Consider the following 25,051-nt stretch of genomic DNA (forward strand, 5'->3'; position numbering starts at 1 on the left):
ATGAACATTCGTTACTGCTCCATCCCCCGGCAGCCTCCGCCGGCGCTCCCTGCCGACCTCGACGCCGACCGGCTGAACGCGATCGTCGCCACGCGCTTCACGTGGCTGAACGGCACGGTCCTGCACTACTACTTCTTCGACGGGGAGACCGACGGGTCCGTCATCCCGATCCCGGGAGAGGAGACCCGGCGGTGGGTCTCCTGGGTCGGCGGCAAGGACCAGCAGGACGTCGTCCGCGAGAGCTTCCGGGCGTGGAAGGACCTGGGAATCGGCCTGGAGTTCACCGAGGTGGCCGACCGGACCGAGGCGGAGCTGCGGATCGGCTTCCAGCGCGGCGGCGGATCGTTCTCCCGGGTGGGACGCAGCGCGCTCGCGGTCGCGACCGACCAGCGCACCATGAACTTCGGGTGGGACCTCACGCCTCCGGACGAGCGGTCCACGGCCCTGCACGAGATCGGCCACGCCCTCGGGATGGTCCACGAGCACCAGAGCCCGTTCGCGGGCATCGTCTGGGACGAGGAGGCGGTCTACGCGAACCTGGCCGGCCCGCCGAACTTCTGGCCCCGGGAGCGGACCTTCCACAACATCATCCGCAAGCAGGATCCCGCCGAGGTGAACGGATCGGACTGGGACCCGCAGTCGATCATGGAGTATCCCTTCAGCCCGGGTCTCATCCTGGAACCGGAGAGGTTCCGGGCCGGCTTGTTCCCGCCGGGGACGATCTCCGAGACCGACGCCGCGTTCGCCCGGCGCTGGTACCCGTCCTTCGGAGACGCCGAGCCGCCCCGGCTCCTCCCCTTCCGCTCGGCCCCGCTCGGCCTGGACGCGGGGGCCCAGGCCGACTTCCTGGTCGTGCCCGAGGCGACCCGCGACTACACCGTCGCCACGTTCGGCGAGAGCGACGCGGTGCTCGTGCTGTTCGAGGAGATCGGCGGAGAACCGCGCTACCTGACCGGCGAGGACGACGGCGGGCGGCCCGGCAACGCGTCCGTGACGGCCCACCTGGTCAAGGGGCGCCGCTACATCGTCCGTGTGCGCCTGCACTCCTCATGGGGGTCGGGCCAGACGGCTGTCATGTGCTGGTGACCACCGGCACGGTGAACGAGAGAGGAAACGCAATGCGGAACAAGAACGTCAAGAGCATCGCCGACGCCCTGCAGCAGGCCGGCATCGTCAACTTCGGCGGGACGATCCAGGACCTGCTCACGATCGTCGAGACCGCCGAGCTCGACCCGGAGAACCCGACCGACAGCGGCGCCCTCGCATGGGACGGCTACCTGCTCATCTACAAGGGCGACGCGACCGGGATCGAGGAGCTGCGGCGCCTCGCCGGCCCGAAGGGGTAGACCGCCGTGCGCTCCGTCGTCGCCGACTCACCGCCCGCCGTCATCCGGACGCTCCTCGATCTGATCGAGGCCGACCGGCCCGCCCAGTTCGTGGACTTCGGCTGCGGCCGGGGCGAGGTGCTGCTGAGCGTCGCGCGAAGGTTCCCGGACCTGCCGTGCGTCGGCGTCGACATCGACGCGCACGCCCTTGAGCACGCACGCGTGCGAGTACCGGCCGGGAACGTCACCCTTATCGAGGGTGACGTTCTCGACCACGCCGGCGTGGCCGGAGACCTCGCCTACCTGTACCTGGGCGGGGCGCTGAACCAGCGCCTCGGCCACGCCCTCCTCGCGCTCGGGCGGTGCCGATGCCTCCTCGCCGTGCGGTACCCGGTCGCGGGGGCCGTGGCCTCGGCCCGCATCCCCACAGGCGGCCCGGGCGTCACAGGCGCCTCGGACATCTTCGCCTACGAGCCGGCGTCGTCCCGCGGGCTGGTCGAGTGGGACGCGCCGGCGACACACGTCCAGGTCCCCGCGGGGGCCGCCTACCTGCTCACCAGGGCGGTGCGGGTCACCGCGGCGGGCACCCTCACGCTGCGCCGCCGCGCGCTGGCCGGAGCGCCGCTGCGCTCCTACGAGTTCGGGCTGCAGCCGGCCCGGCCGGGCGTACCCGTCATGTGCGACCTGTTCCTCGGGTCGCGAGGGGTGCTGGAGGTGTCGGTCCTCCTCGACGGGACCGCGCTGACCCCGTCGCACCTGGTCGTCGTCACCGAGGGACCGCCCGGCGAACGGGTGATCGACGGGCCCGGGGAGCTGGAACGCCTCATCGCCCGAAGGAACGTCCCAGGAAGGAAGCCATCGTGACACGCGAGCTCGAAGACCGCCTCGTCGCCGCCCTCAGGTGGGGCGCCGTCACCATCCGGGCCGCGGACCCCGGACGGCCGCCCTGGAGGCAGGACGGCACCGCCGTCGTCCAGCCGTTCGACAAGCTGCTGGTCGAGGCGGCCCTGCTGGCGCTGCTCGCCCGGCGCGCCATCGGCCCCCACCCCGCGGTCACCGATCTCGTCGGCGCGATCACGGACTGCCGCGAGTCCCTCGACCGCACATACGAGATCGTGCGCTGGCGCCCCTACCTGTGGACGTCCGCGGGGGCCGTCTGGGTCTTCCTCGACCGGTTGTCCGCCGGGGATCCGGTGAAGCGGGGACTGCTGCGCGAGCTCTGGAACGCCCCGGTCGTCGAGCCCCGGGAGCGCGTGCCGTACCGGTTGCTGGACCAGGCGTGGACCCGGATGATCGCGCGGGGGAGGCCCGACTCCCGGATCTCCTCGGCCGGCCTGCGGTCGACCACGTCCCTGTGGAACCTCGACGGCGCGCTGCTCATGAGCCGGAACGACCTCTACGCGATCACGCACGCGGCCATGTACCTCACCGACTTCGGCAACGCCGGCCGGGTACCGGCCGCCCCGGGCTGGATCGGCGCGCTCGCCGCGGCGCGGCTGCTGCTCGGCGACTTCGACCTGGCCGGCGAGCTGGCCGTCACCGACGTGCTCACCCGCGGGGCGCCGGAGGCCGGGACCCTCGCCGCGGCCGCGGCGCTGAGCACGGTCTTCGACCGGCTCGGCTTCGTGCCCGCCCCGACCTTCCGCGCGCAGGACCATGCCGCCGCGGAGGATCCGTCCGCGTACCTGTTCTTCCACAGCTATCACAGCACCTTCGTCTACGGCCTGCTCTGCGCGGTCCTGATCACGTCCGGCGCGCACGGGAGCGCGCTCGCCCGTCTCATGACGTCGGGGGTCCCGGAGCCGGAGCTCCCGGAGGAGTGGCACGGCGGACGCGCGGGCGTCACGGGGCTGGGCGCGCAGATCGTGCACACCTGCGAGTCGTGGGAGGGGATCGCGGCGGCGCGCGGAGGCGAGCCGGACCTCCTGCGCACCGTGGTCGACGCCTATCTCCTCGACGCCGCCTCCCGCCAGGACACCCCCGGCGTCCTGGCGCTCCTCGGCATGCGCGACGTGGCCGGGTCCAGCGTCGTCGACGGGGCGGCGCGGCGGCTGCTGACCGTCCGCGCCCGGCTCGGGGGTGCCTCGTGGACCTTCGCGTGACGCCCATGACCCCGGCCTGCGGGGCCGAGGTCCACGGCGCCGACCTGGCGGGGCCGCCGGCCGCCGTCGCCCGGGGCCTGCGCCCCCTGCTCCTGCGCCACGGAGTCCTCGTATTCCGCGGGCAGGCCGCGCTCACCCCGCAGGGCCAGATCGCGCTGGCGCGCTGCTTCGGCGGTGTCACGCCCCTGCCCTCCGGGCTGCCCGGCCATCCCGAGATCGCGCGCATCGACCACGGGGTGGACGCGCCTCCCACGGAGAACGTCTGGCACAGCGACATGAGCTTCCTCCCGAACCCCCCGATCGGCGCCCTGCTGCGTGCGGTGCGCCTTCCCGCGGTCGGCGGCGACACGTTGTTCGCCGACATGAGGGCCGCCTGGCGGCGGCTGCCGGAGAGGCTCAGGGAGGTCGTCCGGGACCTCTCCGCCGAGCACGACATCGCCAAGTGCGCGCGCGCCGAGGAGCGCGGACGTCTCGCCGGTTTCCCGCCGGCCGTCCATCCTCTGATGCGGGCGCATCCGGAGACCGGGGAGGAGATCCTGTTCGCCAACCCCGCCTACACCACGCGGGTGGTCGGCATCCCGGAGAACGAGAGCGCCGCCCTGCTCGGGCGGTTGTTCCGGATGGCGTCCGTGCCGGAGGTGCAGTGCCGCGTGCGGTGGGCGGAGGGGACCGTGGTCCTGTGGGACAACCGCTCCGTCCAGCACTACGCCGTCGCCGACTACCTGCCCGAACGCCGGATCATGGACCGGGTCGCGATCGCCTGACCACCGGCCCGCCGTCGTCGGGCCGGTGCCGCCGCCGGCGGGTCCCCGGGGGGTCCCCGTCCAGGACGCTCCGGTAGACGGCGAGCGTCTCCTCGGTGGTCCGGTCCCAGCTCAGCCGTTTCCGGACGAACCGCTCGCCCTCCGCCGCGAGCGAATCCCGCGCCTCCCGGTCGGGCATGAGCTCGATCACGGCCTCGGCGATGTCGTCCGGGTCGTCCCCGCGTACGAAGCGCGCCGCGGGGCGGGCCGGGTCGCCGAGGAAGATCCGGGAGAAGCCGTGACCGAGGATCGTCGGCTTCCCCATGGCCATCGCCTCGGTCGCCACCAGGCCGAACGGTTCGAAGAGCGAGGGGAAGACGCAGGCATCGGCCATCTCGTAGTACTCCAGCAGGTCCTCGCCGCCGACCCACCCGCCGGAGGTGCGGACGTGCCCGGCCAGCCCGGCCTCGGCGACGATCCGCCGCACGCCCTCATCGTCGCCCTCCCCGACGATCACCAGGCGCAGCCCGGGCACCGCGGCGACGATCCGCGGCATGGCCTCCAGCAGCTGGTAGATCCCCTTCTGCCGTTCGATCCTGCCGACGAACAGCAGGACCGTGTCGTCGGACCCGACGCCGAGCCGGGCGCGCAGGCCGCCGGCCCGCGCCCGCAGCGCCTCCCCTCCGGGCCCGTCTCCGGCGAGCAGCCGCTCGAAGGTGCCGCCCAGGCAGACCACCTCGATCGACGAGCGGTCCCAGCCGGAGGCGGCGAGCTGGTCGCGCACCTCCGGGGTGGGGACCACGATCCGGCGGGCGACCCGTGCCAGCCACCGCTCGACCGCGGCGAGCAGTCCCTTCGCCCCCGCGGTGCCGTGGCTGCGGTTGACGCCGTACTCGGTGGTGTGGACGTGGAAGACGACGGGAAGCCGCAGCAGGTGGTGGCAGAGGAGGCCGGCGAGGAAGTTGGTGGAGTCGTGCACCGCCACCAGGTCGGGCCGCCCGTTCCGCCCGGCGGAGAGAAGGCGCAGGAAGTACCGCCAGTTGCTGACCAGGACGTTCAGCGTGAGCAGGGCGAAGTCGAGCCTGCGGGTGCGGTTGAGCCGCCGCCTGCGGCTGATCGCGCCGAGCAGCCGGTCCCCGGGCCGGTGGACGACCACGCCTCCGACGCGTTCGAGGGCCGGCAGGCGGCCGTCGTTGGGCGTGAAGACGGTCAGGCGGTGCCCCTCGGCCATGCGGGGGGCGATCTCCGCGATGTAGCGGCCGAGCCCCGCGGTGATGTTGGGCGGGAACTGGTTGATGATGTGAGCGATCTTCATCGCCGGACCTCCGGACTGCGGACGCTCGGCGCCTCGGCCCGCGACCGGTACACCCGGGCGGAGACGACGGCCACGGCCGCGATGAGAACGAGATTGCACAGGATGAACGCCACCAGCCCGCCTACCAGGCCCTGCCAGGCGATGAGGGCGGCCTGGCAGGAGAGCACGATCGGCGCCGCGGCGGACTGCGCGGCGATGAGGGCCTTGGCTCCCCGCACCCCGTCCATCGACAGGGCCGCCGAGTAGAGGTTGAAGACCGTGTGGGCGCCGATGCCCAGGGCCGACAGGGCCATGAGGCCGAACGAGTACGGATACTCGTCCCGGAGGAGGAGGAAGAACACCGCGCTCGCCGCGAACGACAGCAGAACCGTCGCCGCGAAGACGGCCGGGGACAGCCGCCCGATGCGGCGCAGTGCCGAGGACGTGTCCGTGACGGCCAGCGCGGGCAGCAGGACCAGGCCGATGCCGTCGGCGACCACCACCCCCAGGAGCCGCTTGGGAAAGTTGTTGTAGATCGAGTACACCCCCACCTCGGTCTGGTCCGCCCAGTGGTTGAGGAAGATCACGTCCACGCCGAAGAGCACGGCGCTGAGGCCGCCGAGGACGGTGAGGTAGGCGCCGTGCCGGTACAGCGAGCGGGCGAGCGGGCGCGACCAGGAGCGCGGGTCGATCCGGAAGCCGATCGCCGAGACGAGGGCGAAGAGCAGGTTCGTGCCGATCAGCGCCAGCAGGTACCAGTCGACGTTCCTGACGTCGAGCACGAGCAGGCAGTAGGCCGAGAGTCCCAGGTAGGCGAAGGCGATGACGATCTTGATTCCGGAGGTGAGGCCGTACTTCCGCAGGCCCCGCAGGAAGCTCTCGGTGAGGTGGTTCACCGCCATTGACAGGGCGAGGGCCAGCGCGAGGCAGAGGGTGCGCAGGTCCACTCCCACGAGCACGGTCAGCAGGGGGGCGGCCAGCAGCCCCGCCAGGGCCATGGCCGTGCCCAGCACGAGGGTGGACAGCAGTGCCGTGGTGATCAGGGCGCGGTGCTCCTCCGTCCGGGCCCGCGGGAGCTCCTGGTACATGACGAAGTGCAGGCTCATCACCATGCCGACCGTGACGATCAGCGCGATCGACAGGACCAGGGTGAAGCGTCCGAACTCGGCGGCGCTGACTCCCCAGGCCACCAGCAGCGTGGTCGAGGCCGAGACGCCGCTGGCGACCGCGTTGACGGCCATCGGGGCCGCGACGGCCCAGCGCCGCCCGCCGCGCCGGAAGATCACCGTGCCGCCCCGGTGCGGGAGGGCCGCCGCGCCGCCTCGGCGTAGGCGGCCAGGGTCCGCTCGGCCGTCCGGGACCAGCTGTAGCGCTCCCGGACGTACGCGGCGCCGCGGGCGGCGAGCCGCGCGGCCTCCGCCGGGTCGTCGAGGCAGCGCGACAGGGCGTCGGCCAGTTCCCCGGGGCAGTCGCGCGCGTACCGCAGCGCCCCGTCCCCCACGACCTCCGGCGAGTAGCCGGGGCCGACGAGCACCGGCCTGGCCAGGGCCATGGCCTCCACCGCGACCAGCCCGAACGGCTCGTACACGGACGGGAAGACGCACACGTCGGCGGCGAGGAAGTGCGCGAACAGCTCGGCCGAGTCGAGGAACCGGTAGCCGGCGACCACGTGCTCGCCGGCGCCGGTCTCGTCGATCAGCCGCGCGACGACCGCGTCGTCGTCGGTCTGCGGGAGCTGCGCACCGATGATCACGATCCGCAGGTCGCCGTACTTCTCCGCCAGCAGCGGCGCCGCCCGGATGAGGGTGTGCACGCCCTTGTGCGGGGACAGCCGCCCGGCGAACACCACCAGCCGGCCTTCGCCGTCCGGCAGGTAGCGGCTCCGTATCCGCGAGACGACGCGGGCGCGCTCGTCGCCGGGCAGCGCGGCCAGCCGCAGCAGCTCCGGTTCCTCGAAGCCGTGCGGCAGGACCCGCAGCCGCTCCCCCGGCCAGCCGCGGGCCGCGAGGTCGTCGCGGACGCTCGCGCTCGGCACGATGATCAGGTCCGCCAGGCGGGCCTGCGCCGTCTCCACCGCGTCGAGGCAGGCCGCCTGCAGGGAGCGGCCCCCGGACGGGTCGGCGTTGAGTTCGCGGGTGTGCACGTGGAAGACCACCGGCAGGCGGCCGACCAGGCGGCACAGGATGCCGGCCGGGGAGCCCATCCAGTCGTGCACGGCGACGACCGTCCCGGACCGCTCGGCCCGGGGCCGTCCCGCCTCGGCGCGGAGGATGCGGCTCGCGACGCGCACGTTGAAGGCGAGCAGCCCGGCGATCCTGGCTGCCAGCCGGAGCACGCGCGGGGTGCGCGGGTTCCTCCCGTGGCCGCCGCCCGCCGTCGTCAGCCGGTGCAGCGTGACGTCGCCGCGGCGCTCGGTCCGGGGCGACCGGCCCCTGCGGGCGGTGCCGTACACCGTGACGGGGACCCCGCCGCGGCGCAGGGCGTCCATCATGCGTTCCGCGTAGCGGCCGAGCCCGCCCACGACGTCGGGCGGGATCTCCGAGCAGACGACGTGGACCCGGCGGGGCAGTCCGGGACCGGGGGTCAGCTCGTGCATCGCAGGTACGCCCTACGGGTGAACTCCAGGTCGGCGGGGGTGTTGATGCCGCGGGCCTCGTCGGGGTCGGCGACCGGCACCACCGTGGTCCGCCAGCCGAGCTCCCGCGACAGGTACGGCAGGAACGGCAGGAAGTTGACCTCGCCGGTGACCGTCCCGGTCCTGGCCGCGGCCAGGTAGCGCGGCCACGCCTGGGCCAGCCCGTCCACGCTGAGGCAGAAGACGCCGACGTCGCTGAGCCCGCCGGGGCGGCACTCGTCCCCCTCCCTGGACATGCGTACCCGGAGCAGGGCCGAGGAGTCCTCGTCGTATTCGTACTCGACGTAGGGGTCGGGCAGCGCGACCAGCGGAAGGGCCAGTGCCGGCCCTCCCCCGGCGGCGCTCCCGCGATGGGCCCGCACCGTCTCGCCGACCGTCCGCGAGGAGAGGTTCGCCTGGTCGCCCCAGACGACCAGGATCGCGTCGTGGTCCGCCCAGTACGGCACGGCGGCCCCGAAGACGGCGTCGCCCATGCCCGTGGGCTCTTCCTGGACGCTGACGGAGACCTCTCCCCGTTCGATCGCCTCGGCGGCCAGCCGCTGGAAGGGGGCCTTCCCCGCCGGGGAGAGCACCACGTGGACGTGCTCCGCCCACGGTGCGAGGCGGCCGCGCAGCAGGTCCCACACGGTGACGCCGCCGGCCACCTCCAACATGATCTTCGGGATCCCGAGGCCGAGCCGGGACCCCTGCCCCGCCGCGGGGACCACCGCGCAGACACGTCCGTCACCCAAGGGGGTTCTCCTCCATGTCCAGAGCCTCCATGTCCAGAGCCTCCATGTCGCTCATGTCATCCGTGCCGAGAAGGGAAACGATCTCTTCCAGGTCCCGTACCGGCACCGCTCCGGCCGCCGGGGCGGCGCCGTGCACCTGGAGGGTGAGAAGACCCGCGCCGACGGCGGAGGCCACCCCGTGCGCGGAGTCCTCCAGCACGACGGCGCCGCGGGGATCGACCGCCCAGGCGTCGCAGGCCCGCCGGTAGAAGTCCGGATCGGGCTTGCTGCACGACACGTCGTCGGCGGTCAGCACGCCGCGGAAGTATCCGGTCAGCGCGCATGCCTCCAGGACGCGGGTGACCGAGTCGCGGCTCCCGCTGGTGACGAGGTAGGCGGTGTGCCCCCGGTCGGCCAGGAGCGCCAGCAGCCGGTGCGCCCCGGGCAGGACCGGCACCGCCCCGTCCAGGACGTACGCCCGGTACAACCGCTGCTTGCGCCTGATCACCCCTTCGGCGAGGGCCGGGTCCACGCCCAGCCCCTCCACCACCTGCCGGGTGCTCGCCCCCGTGTGGGCGCCGTAGTCGAAGGAGCCGGACAATCCGGGGGACACCTCGGCGAGCGCGGCGCGGAAGGCGGCCTCGTGGGCGGGGGCGGAGTCGACGAGCGTGCCGTCCAGGTCGCACAACCAGACGCGCCGCCCGGCGAGCACCGCGGCCGTCCGCCGCGTGACCGCGCTCATCCGGCGCCCAGCAGGGAGGTCTCGCCGACGATGCGGGCCAGCGCGGCCACCGTGCGGGCCCCGGAGTGCACACCGGGCCGCCGCGGGTCCTCCAGGTCGGCCGTGACCCACCGCGCCCCGTCCCCGTCTCCCGCGTCCTCGGGCGCCCGGGAGTCCCCCGTCGCGGCGGGCCCCGCGCGGTGGCAGAGGACGTGGGTGACCATGCGCCGCTCGTTGCGGGGGTCGCCGAGGTAGCGCAGGGTGCGGCCGACGAGGGCGCGGGCGTCGAGTCCCTGGACGTCGTGGTCGTCCCTGACGTTGACGACGAACACCTTCGCGGCGGCGCGGCCGGCGGCGATCGCGTCGGCGATCCCGGGGGTGAGATAGCTCGGCAGCAGCGACGAGTGCGGGGTGCCGGGCCCGTACACGATCAGGTCGGCGTGCACGACGGCGTCCCTGGCCTCCGGATTGAGGGAGATCCCGGCGCCGTCGCGGGCCAGGGCGCGTCGCCGGTGCTCGTCGGGGAGCGCCTCGAGTTCGGCCCGCCGCCGCGGGGTGATCGGCCTGTCGAGGAGGAACAGGTCGGAGATGGCGACCGGGTCCTGCGGGGCGACGATGTCGGCCTCGTCCGCCAGGAGCCGGCCGTCCTGCTTGAGCGCCACCAGGAAGGCGTTCTCGCCGCCCGTCACGTTGACGAGCCGCACCGGCGACCCGAACGTCTCGGCGCAGGAGCGGATCGCGGCGTTGAAGTCCCGGCCCAGTCTCAGGTACGCGCCCGCGAACACGAGGTTGCCGAGCGCGCAGTCGCCGAGATCGAGGCCGGGGCGGCCGTCGAGCATGTCCGTCAGGACGCGGAGGTCGCGCACCACCGCCGCCCTCGTGCGCGGTGGCAGCATGCCGTACACCCCGCCCCGCGCCAGTCCGTCCACGAGGTCGTCGAGGTCCTGCCGGGTGGCCTGGGCGGGCAGCCGGTGGTCGAGCACGCCCCTCAGCGCCGCCTGGCGCGAGTCGTCCCCGTGGAGGTGCAGCAGGAGGTTCTTGCGGAAGTCCGAAGGGCCGAGCATGCCCGGCAGGTAGCGGCGGAGCGCCCCGGTGGACTGCCCGTTGTCGTATCCGTTGATCACCACGGACAGGTCGAGGTCCGGCACGCGCAGCAGGCCCCGGGCGATGCTGGCCCCGCCTCGCCCTCCGCTGAACAGGACCACCGACGCCCGGTCGAGGTGCGGCGTGGTCATCGGACCTCCAGGGGCGGGTCGGCCGGTCCACCGGCGGCGGGCAGGGCCGGGGGCCGCAGCACGCCCATGCGGAGCAGCCAGCGCCGGTACCCGAGGTAGCCCACGAACAGGGCACGGTCGCGCGCCCCCCGCCAGAACCGCCAGCCCCGGCTGCCGCCGCCGCGCTCCCGGTGTTCGATCGGGATCTCGATCCAGTCGTGGCCGACCTCGACGACCCGGGCGGTGATCTCGGTCGAGCAGTTCATCCCGCCGGACTCCAGCGGCAGGGTGCGGAAGAGCGGGCCGTACACGACCTTGAAGATCGAGTTGAAGTCGCGGTACCGGGTGCGGTGGAGCAGGTTTCCGACGGCGCCGCTGAGCGCCGACCCCCACCGGTACCGCAGGCCGTCCGCCTTCCGGATCCTGGCCCCGGAGAAGGCGGTCCCCTCGCCGGCGCGGACGCGGTCGAGGAACCCGTCCAGATTGGAGATCGGGAACTGGCCGTCGGAGTCGAGAAGCACGACCCAGTCGAGGCGGGTGGCGGCGATCGCGGCCGCGATCGCGGCGCCCGCGCCGCGGTTGCGCTCGAAGCCCACCACGACGAGCTCGGGGCATCCCTTCCGCAGGTCTTCCAGGATCGCGCGGGTGGCGTCGGTGCTGCCGTCGTCGCACACGACGATCTCCCACGCGCCGATCGCCGGGTGGTCCTCCAGATAGCCGCGCCACTCCCCCACCGCCGCCGCGATGTTGTCGGCCTCGTTGAAGGCGGGCGCCGCGACGGAGAGCTCGACCGTCCGGGACGCTGTCGGGACTTCCGGCATGCGCTCGCCCTTCGTGATCATTTCGGGCCGCCGGTGGGGGCGGTGCCGGGCAGGCGGTCGATCCGGCGGTTTTGTGGGAGCGCTCCCAAAAAAACCATGACAAAGCGGGCGGTCATTTCGAACCGCCGACCTGTGCAACGCCGAGCAGGCGATCGATCCAGCGATCTATTGGGAGCGCTCCCACAAGCACGACGGCAGGGAGGTGAGCCAGGGTGAACAGGACGGTCGCCCCGTAGGAGATCGGACCGCCCGTGAAGATCGAGATGTGCGGCGCGTCGATGACCCGGGGCAGTTCGACCGGGTTGACGAGGAACCACATCAGGTCGAGGAAGCCGGAGAACACGATGACGATGCCGTTCACCGCGATCTTCAGGCAGGCGCCCGGGCTTCCGCCCCCCAGCCGGTGCGCGGCCGCGACGGTGAGCACGATCCCGGGGTACAGGAGCAGGTAGAGGTGCGTGTAGAAGCTGTCGCCCTGGGCGCGCGCCACGTCCCCGTAGTAGAAGTAGCTGATCCGCGGGATGACGTATCCGGTGAAGAACACGAAGGGGACGTACAGCAGCCAGTGGAGGCGCGGCGTCGACCAGGGGAAGAACGCGATCGCCGCGCACAGGCAGGCGAACGCGGCCAGCTTGACCCCGAGCTCCCACACCGCTTCTATCTCTCTGCCGTGCGGCGTGGCCAGCCATGTGAACGCGGCTCCGGCGCCGCCGAGGACCAGGGCGATCCACCACACGTGCCGCGCCCACGCCCGCTCCGACCTCAGGACGGAGCCCTGAGGATGCCGCGGAGACCCGGTGGCGGGAACACCGCCGCGGAGGAGGCCGAGGGAAGGGGGGCTCCCCCTGTTTACTGCCATGGCTTCAGCGCCTTTCTTCCGTTGCCAGTGCTCCGGCACCCGTTCGGACCCGAGACGCGGGCCGCCCTGCCGGGGCCCGGAGGAAGGTCGCGTCCGCGGCGTGCGGTGGCCGGGGTGCCGAGTGAGGCGTGGACGGGGGTGTTCGGCTCCGGCCCCTCCGGGGAGGGTCCGGCTGACGGGTGAGGTAGAGGGGACACAGAGCGAAGGAGCGCTTCGCCCGGCGTTCCGAGAGAAAGTTGCCGCAAAAGATCATAGTCCTTTCAGTAACTTTCGGAAAGGCTCGACAATCCGGGTGCCGCCGGGATGCATCCTTCCGTAAGTCCCCACTGATGTCTTCCGAATTGGGACGAATCTTCTGGATCCAGCACCCCTATAAATCAGGACAAAAGGGTATTTTGGTAAGCCTCAGGCATCGTCCGTACGGACGCTCCCCGAAGGCTGCGAGGGCACGGCGAGTGAAGGCACGGGTTCTCCCAGGGCCGCCGAACCCCGCCGTGCGATGAGCGTCCCGGCCGCTCCGCCCACGGGGACCCGGCCGGGCACCGGGCCCGCACTCCGCTGCGAACGCGGCGCACCCACCGGACGGGACGAGGCCGGCGCGGCATGACCGGCCGTACCGGACGCCCGCCGCTCTTGCTCGACGTCGACGGGCCGCTCCTCCCCTTCGGGCGGTCCAGCACCGCCCAGACCAGGCCGCCCATGGTCTGCCTATTGTTTCCCAGGCTCGTCTCGGGTCGCTTGCGGGTCCAACGGAACGCCGTTCCGGCTGCCTCATCGGCAAGCAGATCTGCATAAGACGCGAGCACCCTCACCGACCTGCAGATATACCTCATACTGTCCGATATGGACAGATAGACGATTCGCCTCTCCCTGTATGCGAGGATTCGGAGAATGTCCTCCCCTCGTGATGGGAAGCCCCTGACGGGTGTGGCACTGGGCGCGCTGGTGCTGGCCCTGATCGGGTGCACGGCACCGTCACCCGGAATCTCCTCATCCGGAGACGAGCGTCCGTCCGCCGAGACCGCGCGCTCCTCCCCCGGCAAGACCCGTGTTCCGTCTCCGCCCGATGCGCCGGCGACCGTGCCCCCGCAGCCGGTGGCGGCCCCGACCCTGTTGCTGCGATCGGCCAAGCCCTTCAGGCTCGAGCCCGTCCGGGCCCGGCCCACCGCCTGTCTCCAGCCGCCGGCGCGTGCCGACGATTTCCGTGTGGCGGGCAAGGCCCCGGCGTGGAAAGGACTGGCGGCCGATAAGGATGACGCCTTCGCCGCGCCGCTCGGGGTGGCCGCCGCCGCGGACGGGACGGTGTGGGCCGTCCATGATCGTGATGGCGCGGGGTACCGGCCCGGTCGACTCCGCCGCTGGGATGGTTCGGCCTGGCGGGTCTTCGACATCCCGGCGGTGCCGTTCAGCGGGCCGTTCGACTCTTACTCCAACCCCCATACCGCGAAGCAGGTGGCGGTGACGCCGGATCGGCAGGTGCGGGTCTTCGGTAGCCCGCAGTACGCCCACCGTTCCTCCGGTCCCGCGATGTTCGTCCACACTTTCGACGAAGGGCGGTGGCGCAGTGAGGTCTTTCCCGTCGCCGCGGAGCCCGATGCTTCCGTGCAGGCACGTGGGCCGTGGGTGAGGTACGGCGTCGGGCGGGCGTTGCACTGGACGGGTTCGGCCTGGCGGTCCTACCGGCTGCCGGCCCCGCAGTTGGGCGTTCCGGGTTATGGCGGTTTACAGGACGTCTCGATGTTCGAGGGACGGGGCGACGAGTTCTGGGCGATCGCCGGGAGGGAGGGCGACGGGGGTGGCTGGCGGACGGGGCTGCTGCGCTGGGAGGGGACGGGCTGGCGGGAGATCGGAATGCCCGGCGTGGGCGGCCCGGGCAGGGGCGTCCTGAAGAGCGGCCGGAGGCTTATCGAGACCTACGTGATGGTCAACGACGTGGCGGTGCTGGGTGCCGGTGACGTGTGGGTGGTCGGTGCGGCGGTGATGCTGGTGGAGACCGGCGAGGATGAGGAGGTGGATTTCCGTCCGATGGCGATGCACTGGGACGGGAGGTCCTGGAGCTGTCATTGGGGTCCCGCCGCGGGGGACCGCAGTGAGTGGTTCCAGCATGCCGAGCCCGACGGTGCGGGCGGGATGTGGGTGGTGAGTAAGGCCGGGAAGTTGTGGCATATGTCGGGTGGGCGCTGGAGCCGGGGGCGGCTTCCCGGCTTCGGCGGTTGCGCGGGGCCGTCGGTGGACCTGGTGATGGATCTGGTGGTGCGGCCTGGGGGGCGTCAGGTGTACGCGCTGGGCACCCACCGCTGTGGTCGTGTCGTCCGTTCCGCATTGTGGCGGACTGGGTGATCGTGTGCGGTGGGGTGTTCATTCGCCCGGGGCTGCCGCCGCGGGAAGACCGTCGGCGGGTGATGCGTCGCCGGTTGTAGAGCCCCTCGATATACCGGATGACCTGGCGTCTTGCCTTGGCCCGGGTGGTGAGGACGAAACGGCGCAGCCACTCGTTCTCCAGCGCGGCGAAGAACGACTCGGCCATCGCGTTGTCGTAGCAGATCCCGGTGCGACCGACCGAGCGGCGGGTGTGCAGGCCGGTCAGGAAGCGGCCGAACTCGTCCGAGGTGCAGTTCGAGCCGCGGTCGGCGTGGAAAACGGCGCCGGGCTGGAGCAGGCCGGCGCCGGCGGCCGTCCGGATCCGTCCTTGATCGGCTCGGTGCGGGAGTGATCGGCCACCGCCGCGACCGCCCGCTCGCCCTCCGGCACCATGCGGACGGCTTCGTCCTTGAACTCGGGCGGGAACCGGCCTACGACGCCTCGTCACGCACCTACCTCTTCCAGACTTCTATCAGCTTACGTAGCCGACTGTCCGGAATCTGCTAGGCGCCTCACACCGCGATCACACACGGAGCGATGAGAAATGACGAGACCTGCGCCGCAGGTCAGCGGGGGTTCCGCCGCTGCGGCGCAGGCTCTCAGAGCAGGTCAGCCCTTGATGCAGATGAGCTGGCGCAGGTGGGCGACGACCTCGACCAGGTCGGTCTGGGCCGCCATGACCGACTCGATGTCCTTGTAGGCGGCCGGGATCTCGTCGATCACCCCGGTGTCCTTGCGGCACTCGACGCCCTCGGTCTGGGCCTTGAAGTCCGCCAGGGTGAACGTCTTCTTGGCCTTGTTCCGGCTCATCCGGCGACCGGCACCGTGCGAGGCCGAGTTGAACGCCGCGGCGTTCCCCCGGCCCTTCACGATGTAGGTGCCGGTCGCCATCGAGCCGGGGATGATGCCGAACTCGCCGGATCCCGCGCGGATCGCGCCCTTGCGGGTGACGAGCACATCCACGTCGTCGTACCGCTCCTCGGCCACGTAGTTGTGGTGGCAGGAGATCGGCTGCTCGAAGGTGATGTTCGGCAGGTGGCGGCGGAGCACGTCGCAGACCAGGGCCATCATGACCGCCCGGTTGCGGCGCGCGTAGTCCTGCGCCCAGAACAGGTCGCGCCGGTAGGCGTCCATCTGCGATGTGCCCCCGACGAACACCGCGAGATCCCGGTCCGGCAGATCCTGGTTGTGCGGCAGCCCCCGCGCCACCTCGATGTGGTGGTCGGCCAGCTCCTTGCCGATGTTGCGCGACCCGGAGTGCAGCACGACCCAGACCACGCCCTCGTCGTCGGCGCAGACCTCCAGGAAGTGGTTGCCTCCCCCGAGGGTCCCCATCTGCACCTCGGCCTTCTCACGGCGCCCCTGAACGGACGGGGCCAGCTCGTCGAAGCCCTTCCAGAACTCCGCCCAGCCGGTTCCCCTGAGCCCCTGCAGCGCGGTCGGGTCGACCGGCCGCTTGTGGTGCCCGAACCCGACGGGGACCGCCCGCTCCAGCTTCGAGCGCAGGTATCCCAGGTTGTCGGGCAGGCTCTCGGCCCGGTAGGAGGTCTTCACCGCGGTCATCCCGCAGCCGATGTCCACACCCACCGCCGCCGGCGAGACGGCGTCGCGCATCGCGATCACCGAGCCGACCGTGGCGCCCTTGCCGTGGTGCACGTCCGGCATCACCGCGACGCCGTGCACCCACGGCAGGTCGGAGACGTTGCGCAGCTGCCGCATCACGTCCGGCTCGACCTCGGCCGGCTCGGCCCACATGCGGATCGGCGCCCGGCCACCCATCACCTCGTTGTACGTCATCCCCACGTCGCCTCCCTCCGGCGCGTCAGTCGGTCGTGAACGAGATCAATAACGCCAGAAACCGCACTGCCCCCGCAACCGAATTAACCACGCGCGAAGGATCTGAGCAGTCAAAACACCCTCAAATCTTCCTGTACGGCTCCGCCGGAGCCTGTCCTGTGATCACGCGAGGGGGCATCTCCACTCCGCGCACCGGAGGTTCCCGGGCGCGCGTCTTCCCCCTCCGCCGCCGGGTCATCACGAGGCCGTGGGGCTGCGTGCTCATCCGCCGGTCCGGCTGGGGAACCCGTCCGCGGCAGCCCGTGCGGACGGCGGTGCGGACGGCGGCGCGGAGGAGCCCGGCAGGATCAGGGCGCGGTGATCCCGACGCCCTGCGCGAGCAGGAGGAGGACGCCGACGGCGGCCACCGCGATGGCCGCCGCGAACGGGATCCGGGGTGAGCGCCCTCCCAGCAGCACTCCCGCGCCCGCGAACACGCAGGCCGCGGCGAGGGCGGCCCAGCCCGCCGCGCCGGGCGGGCCGTCCGGGGCCAGGACGAGCAGGCCGGTCGCCGCGAGCAGCGGGAGCGGAATCAGTGCGCGGACGCGGGCGGGGCCGAGCCGCTGCGGCCAGCCGCGGACCCCGGTGGCGAGGTCGTCGGAGATGTCGGGCAGCACGTTGGCCAGGTGGGCTCCGCAGCCGAGCAGCGCCGCCGCGGCGACCGCCCACCAGGCGGGCCGGGGCTCCCCGGGCAGGCCGAGCGCGACGAACGCGGGCAGCGAGCCGAACCCCGCCGCGTAGGGGGCCCAGGACAGCACGGTGGCCTTCAGCCCGAGGTCGTAGGCCCACGCGGCGGCGACGCCCGCGAGGTGGACGGCTCCGGCCGCCGGGCCTGAGGCGAGGGAGAGCGGCACGCAGAGCGCCAGGGCGGCGAACGCGGCGGCCCGCACTGTCCGGACGCTCACCTCGCCGCCGACGATCGGCTTGTCCGCCCGCCCGGCCGCGCGGTCCCGCCCGGCGTCCACCGCGTCGTTGCACCAGCCGATGGAGAGCTGCCCGGTGAGCACGGCGGCGGCCACCGCGGCGCATCCTGCCGCGTCCCGCCCGCTCGCCGCGGCCAGCGCGGCGGTCAGGACGGTGACCGCGGCGGTCGGCCCGGGGTGGCAGGACCGCGCCAGCCCGAGGGCCGCCGCCGGCACGGCCCCGCGGGTGCGCCCGCTCGTCGTCACGGAGCCGATCCTAGGACGCCGTACGGCGACGCCGCGACGGGCGGCCCGCGCGGCGGAGAGGCATGACGTCCGGCCGGATGGGCACAGAGCGGGTGTTCCGCCGTCCGCCGTCCGGGGGTGTCCAGATTGAGCCGTATCGCCGCTGTCCAAGGGGCGCTGCCGCCGAACCGCTACTCCCAGGACGAGATCGCGGACGCGTTCGCCCGGATGTGCCTGCCGGAGGGGAGCGGCCGGGCGCTGCTCGACCGCCTGTACGCGGGTGCACGGGTCGGGCACCGCCACCTGAGCCTGCCCCTCGACCGGTACGGCAAGCTCGACGGCTTCGGGGCGGCCAACGACGCCTTCATCGAGACGTCCGTCGAGCTGGGCGCGGAAGCGGTCTGCGGCGCGCTGGACGCGGCCGGGCTCGCGCCGGAGGACGTCGATATGATCATGTGCACCTCGGTGACCGGCATCGCCGCGCCCTCGGTGGAGGCCCGGCTGGCCGGCCGGATCGGGCTGCGTCCCGACGTCAAGCGGGTGCCGGTGTTCGGGCTGGGGTGCGTGGCGGGGGCGGCGGGGATCGCCCGCGTCCACGACTACCTGCGGGGCTGGCCGGACCACGTGGCCGTGCTGCTCTCGGTCGAGTTGTGCTCGCTGACCCTGCAGCGCGAGGACGCCTCCGTCGCCAACATGGTGGCGGGGGCGCTGTTCGGCGACGGCGCGGCCGCGGTGGTGCTCTGCGGCGACGAGCGGAGCCCGCGGGCGCCGGATCCGGCGGGGTCGCCGGGAGCGTCCCGGCCGCCGGGGAGGACGGGGCCGGCCGTCGTGGCCTCCCGCAGCCACCTGTACCCGGGCTCCGGGCAGGTGATGGGCTGGGAGGTCGGCGACACCGGTTTCCGGGTGGTGCTCGACCCGGGCGTCCCGGACGTCGTGCGGACCCATCTCGCCGCCGACGTGCACGGGTTCCTCGCCGGCCACGGCCTGAGCACCGGCGACGTCACCGCCTGGGTCTGCCACCCGGGCGGTCCCAGGGTCCTGGAGGCGGTGGCGGAGACGCTGGAGCTGCCGCCCGGCGCGCTGGACGTCACCTGGCACTCCCTGGCGGAGGTCGGCAACCTGTCCTCCTCCTCGGTGCTGCACGTCCTGCGCGACACGATCGCCCTGCGGCCGCCGCCGGGCACGCCGGGCCTGGTCGTCGCGATGGGCCCGGGCTTCTGCTCCGAGCTCGTCCTGCTGCGCTGGTAGGGGTTCCCATGCTCTGGAACACGGTGTCCTGGTACACGGCGCTCGTCCTGCTGATCGCGGCGGAGCGGCTGGCGGAGCTGGCCGTCTCCCGCCGCAACGCCCGGTGGAGCCTGGCCCGCGGCGGGACGGTCAGCGGACGCGGGCACTACCCGTGGATGGTCGCCCTGCACACGGGCCTGCTCGCGGCCTGCCTGGCCGAGGTCCACCTGGCGGGGCGGCCCTTCGTCCCGGCGCTGGGCTGGCCGATGCTCGTCCTCGTGGCCGCCGCGCAGGCGCTGCGCTGGTGGTGCGTGATCACGCTGGGACGGCAGTGGAACACCCAGGTGATCGTGGTTCCCGGCCTGCCGCGGGTGGCGGGCGGTCCCTACCGCCTCTCATGGCTCCCCCACCCCAACTACGTCGCGGTGGCCGTGGAGGGTGCGGCGCTGCCGCTGGTGCACGGGGCGTGGATCACCGCGCTGGTCTTCACCCTCTGCAACGCCGCCCTGATGATCGTGCGGATCCGGTGCGAGGACGCCGCGCTGGCGGCGCTCACCCCGGCGCCCGCCCCGGAGCGGGCGGGCGGGCCGGATACGGGCCGGGCCGAGGGCCGGGCCCCCGCGTGATCGACGTGCTGGTCGCCGGGGGCGGGCCCGCGGGCCTGGCGACGGCCATCCACGCGGCCGCGGCCGGCATGGAGGCGGTCGTGATCGAGCCCCGCCCCGGGCCGGTGGACAAGGCGTGCGGCGAGGGCCTGATGCCCACCGGGGCCGCCCTCCTGCACGCGATGGGCGTCGAGCCCGAAGGCCGGCCGCTGCGCGGGATCCGCTACCTGGACGGGCGCCACGAGGCCCAGGCGGCCTTCGGCGGCGGCTGGGGGCTGGGCGTGCGCCGTACCGCGCTGCACGCCGCGCTCTCGCGGCGCGCGGCGGAGCTGGGCGTGCGGATCGTCCCGGGGCGGGTCTCGGAGGTCCGCCAGCACTCCGGCGGCGTCGAGGCCGCCGGGTTCCGGGCCCGCTGGCTGGTGGCCGCCGACGGCCTGCACTCTCCGCTGCGGGCCCGGCTCGGGCTGGAGCTGCCCGGTCGCGGGCCGCGCCGGTACGGCCTGCGCCAGCACTACCCGGTCGCCCCCTGGACCGACTTCGTCGAGGTCCACTGGGCGGCCGACGCCGAGGCGTACGTGACCCCGGTGGGCGACGACCTGGTGGGCGTGGCGGTGCTGACCTCCAGGCGGGGCGGCTATCCGGACCGGCTGGCGGCGTTCCCCTCGCTCCTGGACCGGCTCGGCGGGCCTGCCGCGACCCGGGTGCGCGGCGCCGGTCCGCTCCGCCAGCGGGTCCGGGCCCGGGTCGCGGGGAGGGTGCTGCTGGTCGGCGACGCCGCCGGCTACACCGACGCGCTCACCGGCGAGGGGATCTCGCTCGCGCTGCTGTCGGCGCGGGCCCTGGTCCGCTGCCTGCGTGCGGGCGCCCCGCAGGACTACGAGGCCGCCTGGCTCCGGCTGTCGCGGCGCCACCGGCTGATCACCGGGGCGCTCCTGTCCGCCCGGCGGCATCCGGCGGCGGCCCGGCTGATCGTCCCGGCAGCGCAGCGGATGCCCGCCCTGTTCGGCGCGGCGGTGCGGGCACTGGCCTGACCTCGCGCAGGAGCCGTACCCGGCCGGGAAAGGAAGCGCCCGGCGCCCCTGGCGGGGTGCCGGGCGACCTCGTGTGCCGGGCCCTGGAGCCGGTCAGGTCAGTGGTAGACCTTCACCCAGTCCCTGGCCTCGGCGCCGGACAGGCCCCTGGCGCCCTCGAAGACGACCCGCCAGGTGCCGGAGACGCGGGCCGGGACCTCGGTGTAGAAGTGCCCGTCACGGCCGGTCCAGATCGAGTCGACGTAGTGCCACTTGTGCTTGCCGGCGACGCGGAACAGGACGACGATCTTCTGTCCGCCCGCGTTCCCGCTCCAGGTCCGCCGCGTGCGCTCGTCACACGGGACATGGACGGTCACCACGTCCTCGCCGCGGCCGCGCTCGGAAGGAGTGCACTCCTCCTCGATCTGCAGGCGGCCCGAGAGCGAGATCTTGTGGTGCCTGTGGACCCGGCCGGGGCTCGCCTGGAATCCGGTGATCCGCGTGGACTGGTCATACTGCGGGTGGTCCACCGCGGCGGACGCGGCCTGCGCCGGAGCGGCGATCGCGAGCGCGGAGACGCTCAGGGTCGCCGCGGCCAGAGCCGTGGCAAGGCGTCGCATCATATGGAACTTCCTCTCCCCGTGAAGAAACGCGCCCCGGGACGGAGCGCGCCTACCGTCAAAGACGCTCCAAGGTAAAGAAAAGTTGCCATCCAGAACAGAGAAATCTATTCCATTTTGGAAACATTCGTTGAGATTTATGGTCCTTAATGGCTATTTGTCCCTTTTGCCGATATGGATGGTCCGGCTCAGGCCGGAGGCGAAGCGGCTCGTGCCCGGGAAGCGGATCCGCCAGTCACCCCGGCGGCGCTCCCTCACCTTCCTCGCGAAATAGCCCAGGCGGTCCGTCACCGCCGCGGCCGCCTCCTCCCACGCGTCCCCGTCCGTCCTGCGGTGCAGGATCTGCACGGACGCCCCGGCGAAAGGCGCGTAGTCGGTATATCCCTGCGGATCGACCCGGTTCAGCACGCCCTCGACCCGGACGCCCCGCCCCTCCCCGGCCGCCCGGACCGCGCTGAACACGGTCTCCCGCTTCAGCCAGAACCCGGCGTGCCGGACGGCCTCGGCGCCGCCGGACCCCCTGGCGGTGGCGGTGATCGTCCAGCGTCCCGCGGGATACCAGCGGCTCAGCCGCTTCTCCGGCAGGAACCTCCAGGTCGCCCACTCCTGTCCTGCGGACTCCCGCCCTGCCGGCCCCACGGACTCCCTCCCCGGCCATGGGGCGGATCCGGGCGGTGGAGCCCCGTCGGCCGAGGGAGCAGGACCGGACTCGGGCCCGGCGCCGGAAGACGGCCCGGGAGACGGCCCGGGAGACGGCAACCGGCCTGCCCCGGCCTCCGGTGCCTCACCCGGCCCGACCTGGATCGTCACGCCGTCCGGCCCGGAGGTCCCGCGGGCGACCACGTCGATCACCAGCCGTACGGCGTCGCCCGGGCGGACCACCGGCTCCGCGGGATGCAGCGTGATCGATCGGATCTCCGGACCGTCCGCGGCGGGCCGGTCCTCGGCCGCGGGGCCCGCCGTCGCCGCCGCGGGCAGCGCGCAGGCCCCGGCCGCCAGGAACGCGAGAAGAGCTCTGACCTTCATGATCAGGACGCTAGGAACCGGCCGGTCATGGCAGCGGGACGACACACGCCCGGTTGGGCAAAACAGCGGAAAGGGCGCCCGCCCCCGCCGGGAGGACGGGCGCCCGCGCGGCCCGCCGGTCAGTCCTCGTACATCCCGGCGATCACCTCGGCGTACTTGGCGTGGATGACGCGGCGCTTGAGCTTCAGGCTCGGGGTGAGTTCCTCGGTCTCGGCCGTCCACTCCACCGGCAGCAGCCTCCAGCGCTTGACCTGCTGGACCCGGGCGAGCTTCTCGTTGGCCGCCTCGACCGCCGCCCCGACCGCCTTGAGGACGTCGGGGTGCTCGGCGAACTCGGCCAGCGTGGTGAACCCGATGCCGTTGGCCTGCGCCCAGCCGGGGGCCACCTCGCCGTCGAGGGTGAGGATCGCCACCGGGTACGGCCTGCCGTCCCCGAAGGCGAGGGCCTGGCCGACGAGGGGGTGCTCCTTGAGGTAGTTCTCGATGTTGGCCGGGGAGATGTTCTCCCCGCCCGCGGTGATGATGAGCTCCTTCTTCCGGTCGACGAGCTTCAGGAAGCCGTCGTCGTCGAGGGAGCCCACGTCGCCGGTGTGCAGCCAGCCGTCGTCGTCCAGCAGCTCCGCGTCGGCGTCCGGCCGGTTCAGGTAGCCCCTGGTGTTGAGCGGGCTCCGGCTGAGGATCTCGCCGTCCTCGGCGATGCGGATCTCGACGCCGGGCTGGCCCCGGCCGACGGTGCCGAGCTTGTAGGCGTCGTTGGTGTTGCCGGTGAAGGCGCCGGTCGTCTCGGTCATGCCGTACACGTCCAGGATCTTCAGGCCGAGCCCGGCGAAGAAGCGCTGGACCTCGATCGGCATCGGGGCGGCGGCGGTGGCCAGCCAGCTCGCGTTCTCGAGGCCGATCAGGGAGCGGATGATCGACAGGAGGGCGGCGTCCGCCTGCTCGTAGGCCTCCCGGATCTCCGGGGTGACGGTCTGCCCGTACTGGCCGGCCTCGATGTAGGCCAGCCCGGCGGCCATGGCCGCGCGGACCTTCTCCTGCTGCTCCTCGGGCTGGGTCGCCATCATCGCCTGCAGGCGGGCCATGATCTTCTCCCACACCCGGGGCACGCCGAAGAACATGACCGGCTTGACCTGGGCGAGCGAGGCGCCCAGGTTGGCCAGGTCGGTGCAGAAGTGGATGTGGGACATCTTGAACAGCGGCAGGTACAGGCTGAGCACCCGCTCGGCGATGTGCGCGTAGGTCAGGTAGGAGATCTGGGTGCCGTGGGTGGGCAGGGAGGTCAGCCGCTCGGTGGCCTCCACCTCGTAGAGCACGTTGGTGTGGGTGAGCGGCACGCCCTTGGGGTTGCCGGTGGTGCCCGAGGTGTACAGGACCGTCAGCACGTCGTCGGGCTTGACGGCCTGCCAGCGGGCGTCGACGGCGGCCGGGTCGGCGGCGAGCCGCTCGCGGCCCAGCGCGGTGAGGTCGTCCCAGCCGATGAACCGGTCGTCGCCCGCCGGGGCGCCGTCCAGCATCACGATCTTCTCCAGCCCGGGCAGCTCGCCGAGGATCGGCTCCCAGCGGGCCAGCTCGGCCGGGCCGCCCAGCACCGCGACCTTCGCGCCGACGTCACCCGAGACGTAGGCGATCTGGTCGGGGGCGAAGGTGGAGTAGATCGAGCACGACACGGCCCCGGCGTGCACGGCGCCGAGGTCGGCCAGCACATGCTCGCTCCGGTTGATCATCATCAGCGCGACGGCGTCACCGGGCTCGACGCCGAGGGCGGCGAATCCGGCCGCGATCTCCAGGACCCGCTGCCGGGCCTCGGCGTAGGTCAGGGTGGTCCAGCCGTCCCCGGCCGGATCGGAGTAGGCGGGGGCGCCGGGATCGCTCTCGGCGGCCTCCTTCAGCTGTACGCATACCGTACGGCCTGCGATCGTCTCCTCGATCGACGTGCGCTCCGCAAGGACATCACCCATGACGCGCCTCCAGAAAGTGCTTACTTGCACGATTGGCATGCATCGCACCACACCCCATCAGTCCAGGCAAGACCTGCGCCGCAAGAAGCGGCGCGCCCGCCGGAGAAGAGACCGCGGAAACACATAGGGTCACCGATTGGAGGCGGTCCGGAGCCGGAGCCTCCGCCGACCGGCAGGACGACCGGAGCCACCATAAAACCAATCATGGGATGATTCCCCGGTGAACCAGGTGCTCGATCTCGTCGGGATCTTCGTCTTCGCGCTCTCCGGCGCCCTCGTCGGCGTCCGCCGGCGGCTGGACGTGGTCGGCATGGCCGTCCTGGCCTCGATGACCGCGCTGGGCGGCGGGATCCTGCGGGACCTGATCCTCAACGTGCAGCCCACCGCCTTCTCCAGCGTCGGCTACGTCCTCACCCCGCTGGCCGCCACGGTGATCGTGTTCTTCTGGCACCCGCAGGTGGAGCGGGTGATGCCCGTCGTGAACGTGTTCGACGCGGCCGGGCTGGGCCTGTTCTGCGCGGTCGGCACCGAGAAGGCGATGGACCACGGCCTCAGCCCGCTGCACGCGGTCCTGCTGGGGGTGACCACGGCGGTCGGCGGAGGCGTGCTGCGCGACATGCTGGCCGGCCAGATCCCCACCCTGCTGTACGACCGCCAGTTCTACGCGGTCCCGGCCATGCTCGGCTCGGCGGCGATGGCCGTGCTCTACATCCTCGACCTGCACGGCTGGCCCGCCACCCTGGCCGCGGCCGTCCTCGCCTTCGGACTGCGGATCGCCGCCGTGCGCTTCCGGCTGCAGGCCCCGCTCGCCCGGGGCGTCACAGGACAGGAATGAC

Annotated in this window: 23 protein-coding genes; 10 read left to right on the forward strand and 13 right to left on the reverse strand. The window is 72.8% G+C overall.

Annotated features, from left to right (window positions below):
- The 5 genes from absR1 to FHS22_RS13010 are packed head-to-tail and all read left to right on the forward strand — an operon-like array spanning position 1 to position 4,191.
- On the forward strand, positions 1–1,086 hold the full coding sequence (gene absR1, locus FHS22_RS12990; RefSeq protein ID WP_184941431.1) for a beta-glucuronidase AbsR1: 1,086 nt from the start codon (positions 1–3) through the stop codon (positions 1,084–1,086).
- A 32-nt stretch (positions 1,087–1,118) separates the two neighbouring features.
- Positions 1,119–1,346, forward strand: a complete 228-nt coding sequence (locus tag FHS22_RS12995; RefSeq protein WP_184941433.1) for a hypothetical protein — start codon at positions 1,119–1,121, stop codon at positions 1,344–1,346.
- Between the two features lie 6 nt (positions 1,347–1,352).
- Entirely contained in the window at positions 1,353–2,189 is an 837-nt protein-coding gene (locus FHS22_RS13000; RefSeq protein ID WP_184941435.1) for a class I SAM-dependent methyltransferase, read from the forward strand.
- A complete protein-coding gene (locus FHS22_RS13005; RefSeq protein ID WP_184941437.1) occupies positions 2,186–3,427 on the forward strand; it encodes a DUF6895 family protein in 1,242 nt (413 codons plus the stop codon). The genes FHS22_RS13000 and FHS22_RS13005 overlap by 4 nt, the downstream gene beginning before the upstream one ends.
- A gap of 5 nt (positions 3,428–3,432) precedes the next feature.
- Entirely contained in the window at positions 3,433–4,191 is a 759-nt protein-coding gene (locus FHS22_RS13010) for a TauD/TfdA dioxygenase family protein (RefSeq protein ID WP_260407919.1), read from the forward strand.
- Here the strand turns inward: FHS22_RS13010 and FHS22_RS13015 are convergent.
- From FHS22_RS13015 to FHS22_RS13050, 8 genes are all read right to left on the reverse strand, one after another.
- Positions 4,166–5,485, reverse strand: a complete 1,320-nt coding sequence (locus FHS22_RS13015; protein WP_184941441.1) for a glycosyltransferase family 4 protein — start codon at positions 5,483–5,485, stop codon at positions 4,166–4,168. The genes FHS22_RS13010 and FHS22_RS13015 overlap by 26 nt on opposite strands.
- Entirely contained in the window at positions 5,482–6,750 is a 1,269-nt protein-coding gene (locus tag FHS22_RS13020) for a lipopolysaccharide biosynthesis protein (RefSeq protein ID WP_221473586.1), read from the reverse strand. The genes FHS22_RS13015 and FHS22_RS13020 overlap by 4 nt, the downstream gene beginning before the upstream one ends.
- Entirely contained in the window at positions 6,747–8,060 is a 1,314-nt protein-coding gene (locus FHS22_RS13025; RefSeq protein WP_184941443.1) for a glycosyltransferase family 4 protein, read from the reverse strand. Before FHS22_RS13025 ends, FHS22_RS13020 begins: the two co-directional genes overlap by 4 nt.
- The gene (locus FHS22_RS13030; RefSeq protein WP_221473587.1) at positions 8,048–8,830 is read right to left on the reverse strand and encodes an NTP transferase domain-containing protein; all 783 of its coding nucleotides are present in this window, start codon (positions 8,828–8,830) and stop codon (positions 8,048–8,050) included. The genes FHS22_RS13025 and FHS22_RS13030 overlap by 13 nt, the downstream gene beginning before the upstream one ends.
- Positions 8,823–9,551, reverse strand: coding sequence for an HAD family hydrolase (locus tag FHS22_RS13035; protein WP_184941445.1), 729 nt, complete (start codon positions 9,549–9,551; stop codon positions 8,823–8,825). Before FHS22_RS13035 ends, FHS22_RS13030 begins: the two co-directional genes overlap by 8 nt.
- Complete coding sequence (locus tag FHS22_RS13040) at positions 9,548–10,765, reverse strand: 2-phospho-L-lactate transferase CofD family protein (RefSeq protein ID WP_184941447.1); 1,218 nt, start codon at positions 10,763–10,765, stop codon at positions 9,548–9,550. Before FHS22_RS13040 ends, FHS22_RS13035 begins: the two co-directional genes overlap by 4 nt.
- On the reverse strand, positions 10,762–11,565 hold the full coding sequence (locus FHS22_RS13045; RefSeq protein ID WP_184941449.1) for a glycosyltransferase family 2 protein: 804 nt from the start codon (positions 11,563–11,565) through the stop codon (positions 10,762–10,764). Before FHS22_RS13045 ends, FHS22_RS13040 begins: the two co-directional genes overlap by 4 nt.
- Before the next feature lie 112 nt (positions 11,566–11,677).
- Positions 11,678–12,301 (reverse strand): hypothetical protein, encoded by a 624-nt coding sequence (locus tag FHS22_RS13050; protein ID WP_338047730.1) that lies wholly within the window; start codon positions 12,299–12,301, stop codon positions 11,678–11,680.
- A 1,050-nt stretch (positions 12,302–13,351) separates the two neighbouring features.
- Between FHS22_RS13050 and FHS22_RS13055 the strand changes: the two genes are divergently transcribed.
- Positions 13,352–14,764, forward strand: a complete 1,413-nt coding sequence (locus FHS22_RS13055) for a hypothetical protein (protein ID WP_184941451.1) — start codon at positions 13,352–13,354, stop codon at positions 14,762–14,764.
- A 630-nt stretch (positions 14,765–15,394) separates the two neighbouring features.
- On the opposite strand, the gene FHS22_RS13060 is transcribed toward FHS22_RS13055, so the two are convergent.
- Positions 15,395–16,582 carry an RtcB family protein gene (locus tag FHS22_RS13060; protein ID WP_184941453.1) on the reverse strand — a complete coding sequence of 396 codons (1,188 nt, stop codon included), beginning with the start codon at positions 16,580–16,582 and terminating at the stop codon, positions 15,395–15,397.
- A gap of 347 nt (positions 16,583–16,929) precedes the next feature.
- On the reverse strand, positions 16,930–17,790 hold the full coding sequence (locus tag FHS22_RS13065; RefSeq protein WP_338047731.1) for a UbiA family prenyltransferase: 861 nt from the start codon (positions 17,788–17,790) through the stop codon (positions 16,930–16,932).
- Positions 17,791–17,907: 117 nt separating this feature from the next.
- On the opposite strand from FHS22_RS13065, the gene FHS22_RS13070 reads away from it, so the two are divergent.
- From FHS22_RS13070 to FHS22_RS13080, 3 genes are read left to right on the forward strand one after another with little or no spacing between them, the layout of a single operon-like run.
- Positions 17,908–19,017 (forward strand): type III polyketide synthase, encoded by a 1,110-nt coding sequence (locus tag FHS22_RS13070; RefSeq protein WP_338047732.1) that lies wholly within the window; start codon positions 17,908–17,910, stop codon positions 19,015–19,017.
- 8 nt (positions 19,018–19,025) lie between these two features.
- Complete coding sequence (locus FHS22_RS13075) at positions 19,026–19,622, forward strand: isoprenylcysteine carboxyl methyltransferase family protein (RefSeq protein WP_221473588.1); 597 nt, start codon at positions 19,026–19,028, stop codon at positions 19,620–19,622.
- A complete protein-coding gene (locus tag FHS22_RS13080; protein ID WP_184941456.1) occupies positions 19,619–20,632 on the forward strand; it encodes an NAD(P)/FAD-dependent oxidoreductase in 1,014 nt (337 codons plus the stop codon). The genes FHS22_RS13075 and FHS22_RS13080 overlap by 4 nt, the downstream gene beginning before the upstream one ends.
- A gap of 98 nt (positions 20,633–20,730) precedes the next feature.
- On the opposite strand, the gene FHS22_RS13085 is transcribed toward FHS22_RS13080, so the two are convergent.
- From FHS22_RS13085 to FHS22_RS13095, 3 genes are all read right to left on the reverse strand, one after another.
- On the reverse strand, positions 20,731–21,234 hold the full coding sequence (locus tag FHS22_RS13085) for a hypothetical protein (protein ID WP_184941458.1): 504 nt from the start codon (positions 21,232–21,234) through the stop codon (positions 20,731–20,733).
- A gap of 150 nt (positions 21,235–21,384) precedes the next feature.
- Positions 21,385–22,257, reverse strand: a complete 873-nt coding sequence (locus tag FHS22_RS13090; RefSeq protein WP_184941460.1) for a hypothetical protein — start codon at positions 22,255–22,257, stop codon at positions 21,385–21,387.
- 119 nt (positions 22,258–22,376) lie between these two features.
- The gene (locus FHS22_RS13095; RefSeq protein ID WP_184941461.1) at positions 22,377–24,215 is read right to left on the reverse strand and encodes an AMP-dependent synthetase/ligase; all 1,839 of its coding nucleotides are present in this window, start codon (positions 24,213–24,215) and stop codon (positions 22,377–22,379) included.
- Between the two features lie 220 nt (positions 24,216–24,435).
- Between FHS22_RS13095 and FHS22_RS39220 the strand changes: the two genes are divergently transcribed.
- On the forward strand, positions 24,436–25,050 hold the full coding sequence (locus FHS22_RS39220; RefSeq protein WP_184941463.1) for a trimeric intracellular cation channel family protein: 615 nt from the start codon (positions 24,436–24,438) through the stop codon (positions 25,048–25,050).
- Position 25,051: the final 1 nt, after the last annotated feature.

The sequence above is a fragment of the Thiemannella venezuelensis genome (genome assembly GCF_014203605.1).
Lineage (GTDB): Bacteria > Actinomycetota > Actinomycetes > Streptosporangiales > Streptosporangiaceae > Planomonospora_A > Planomonospora_A venezuelensis.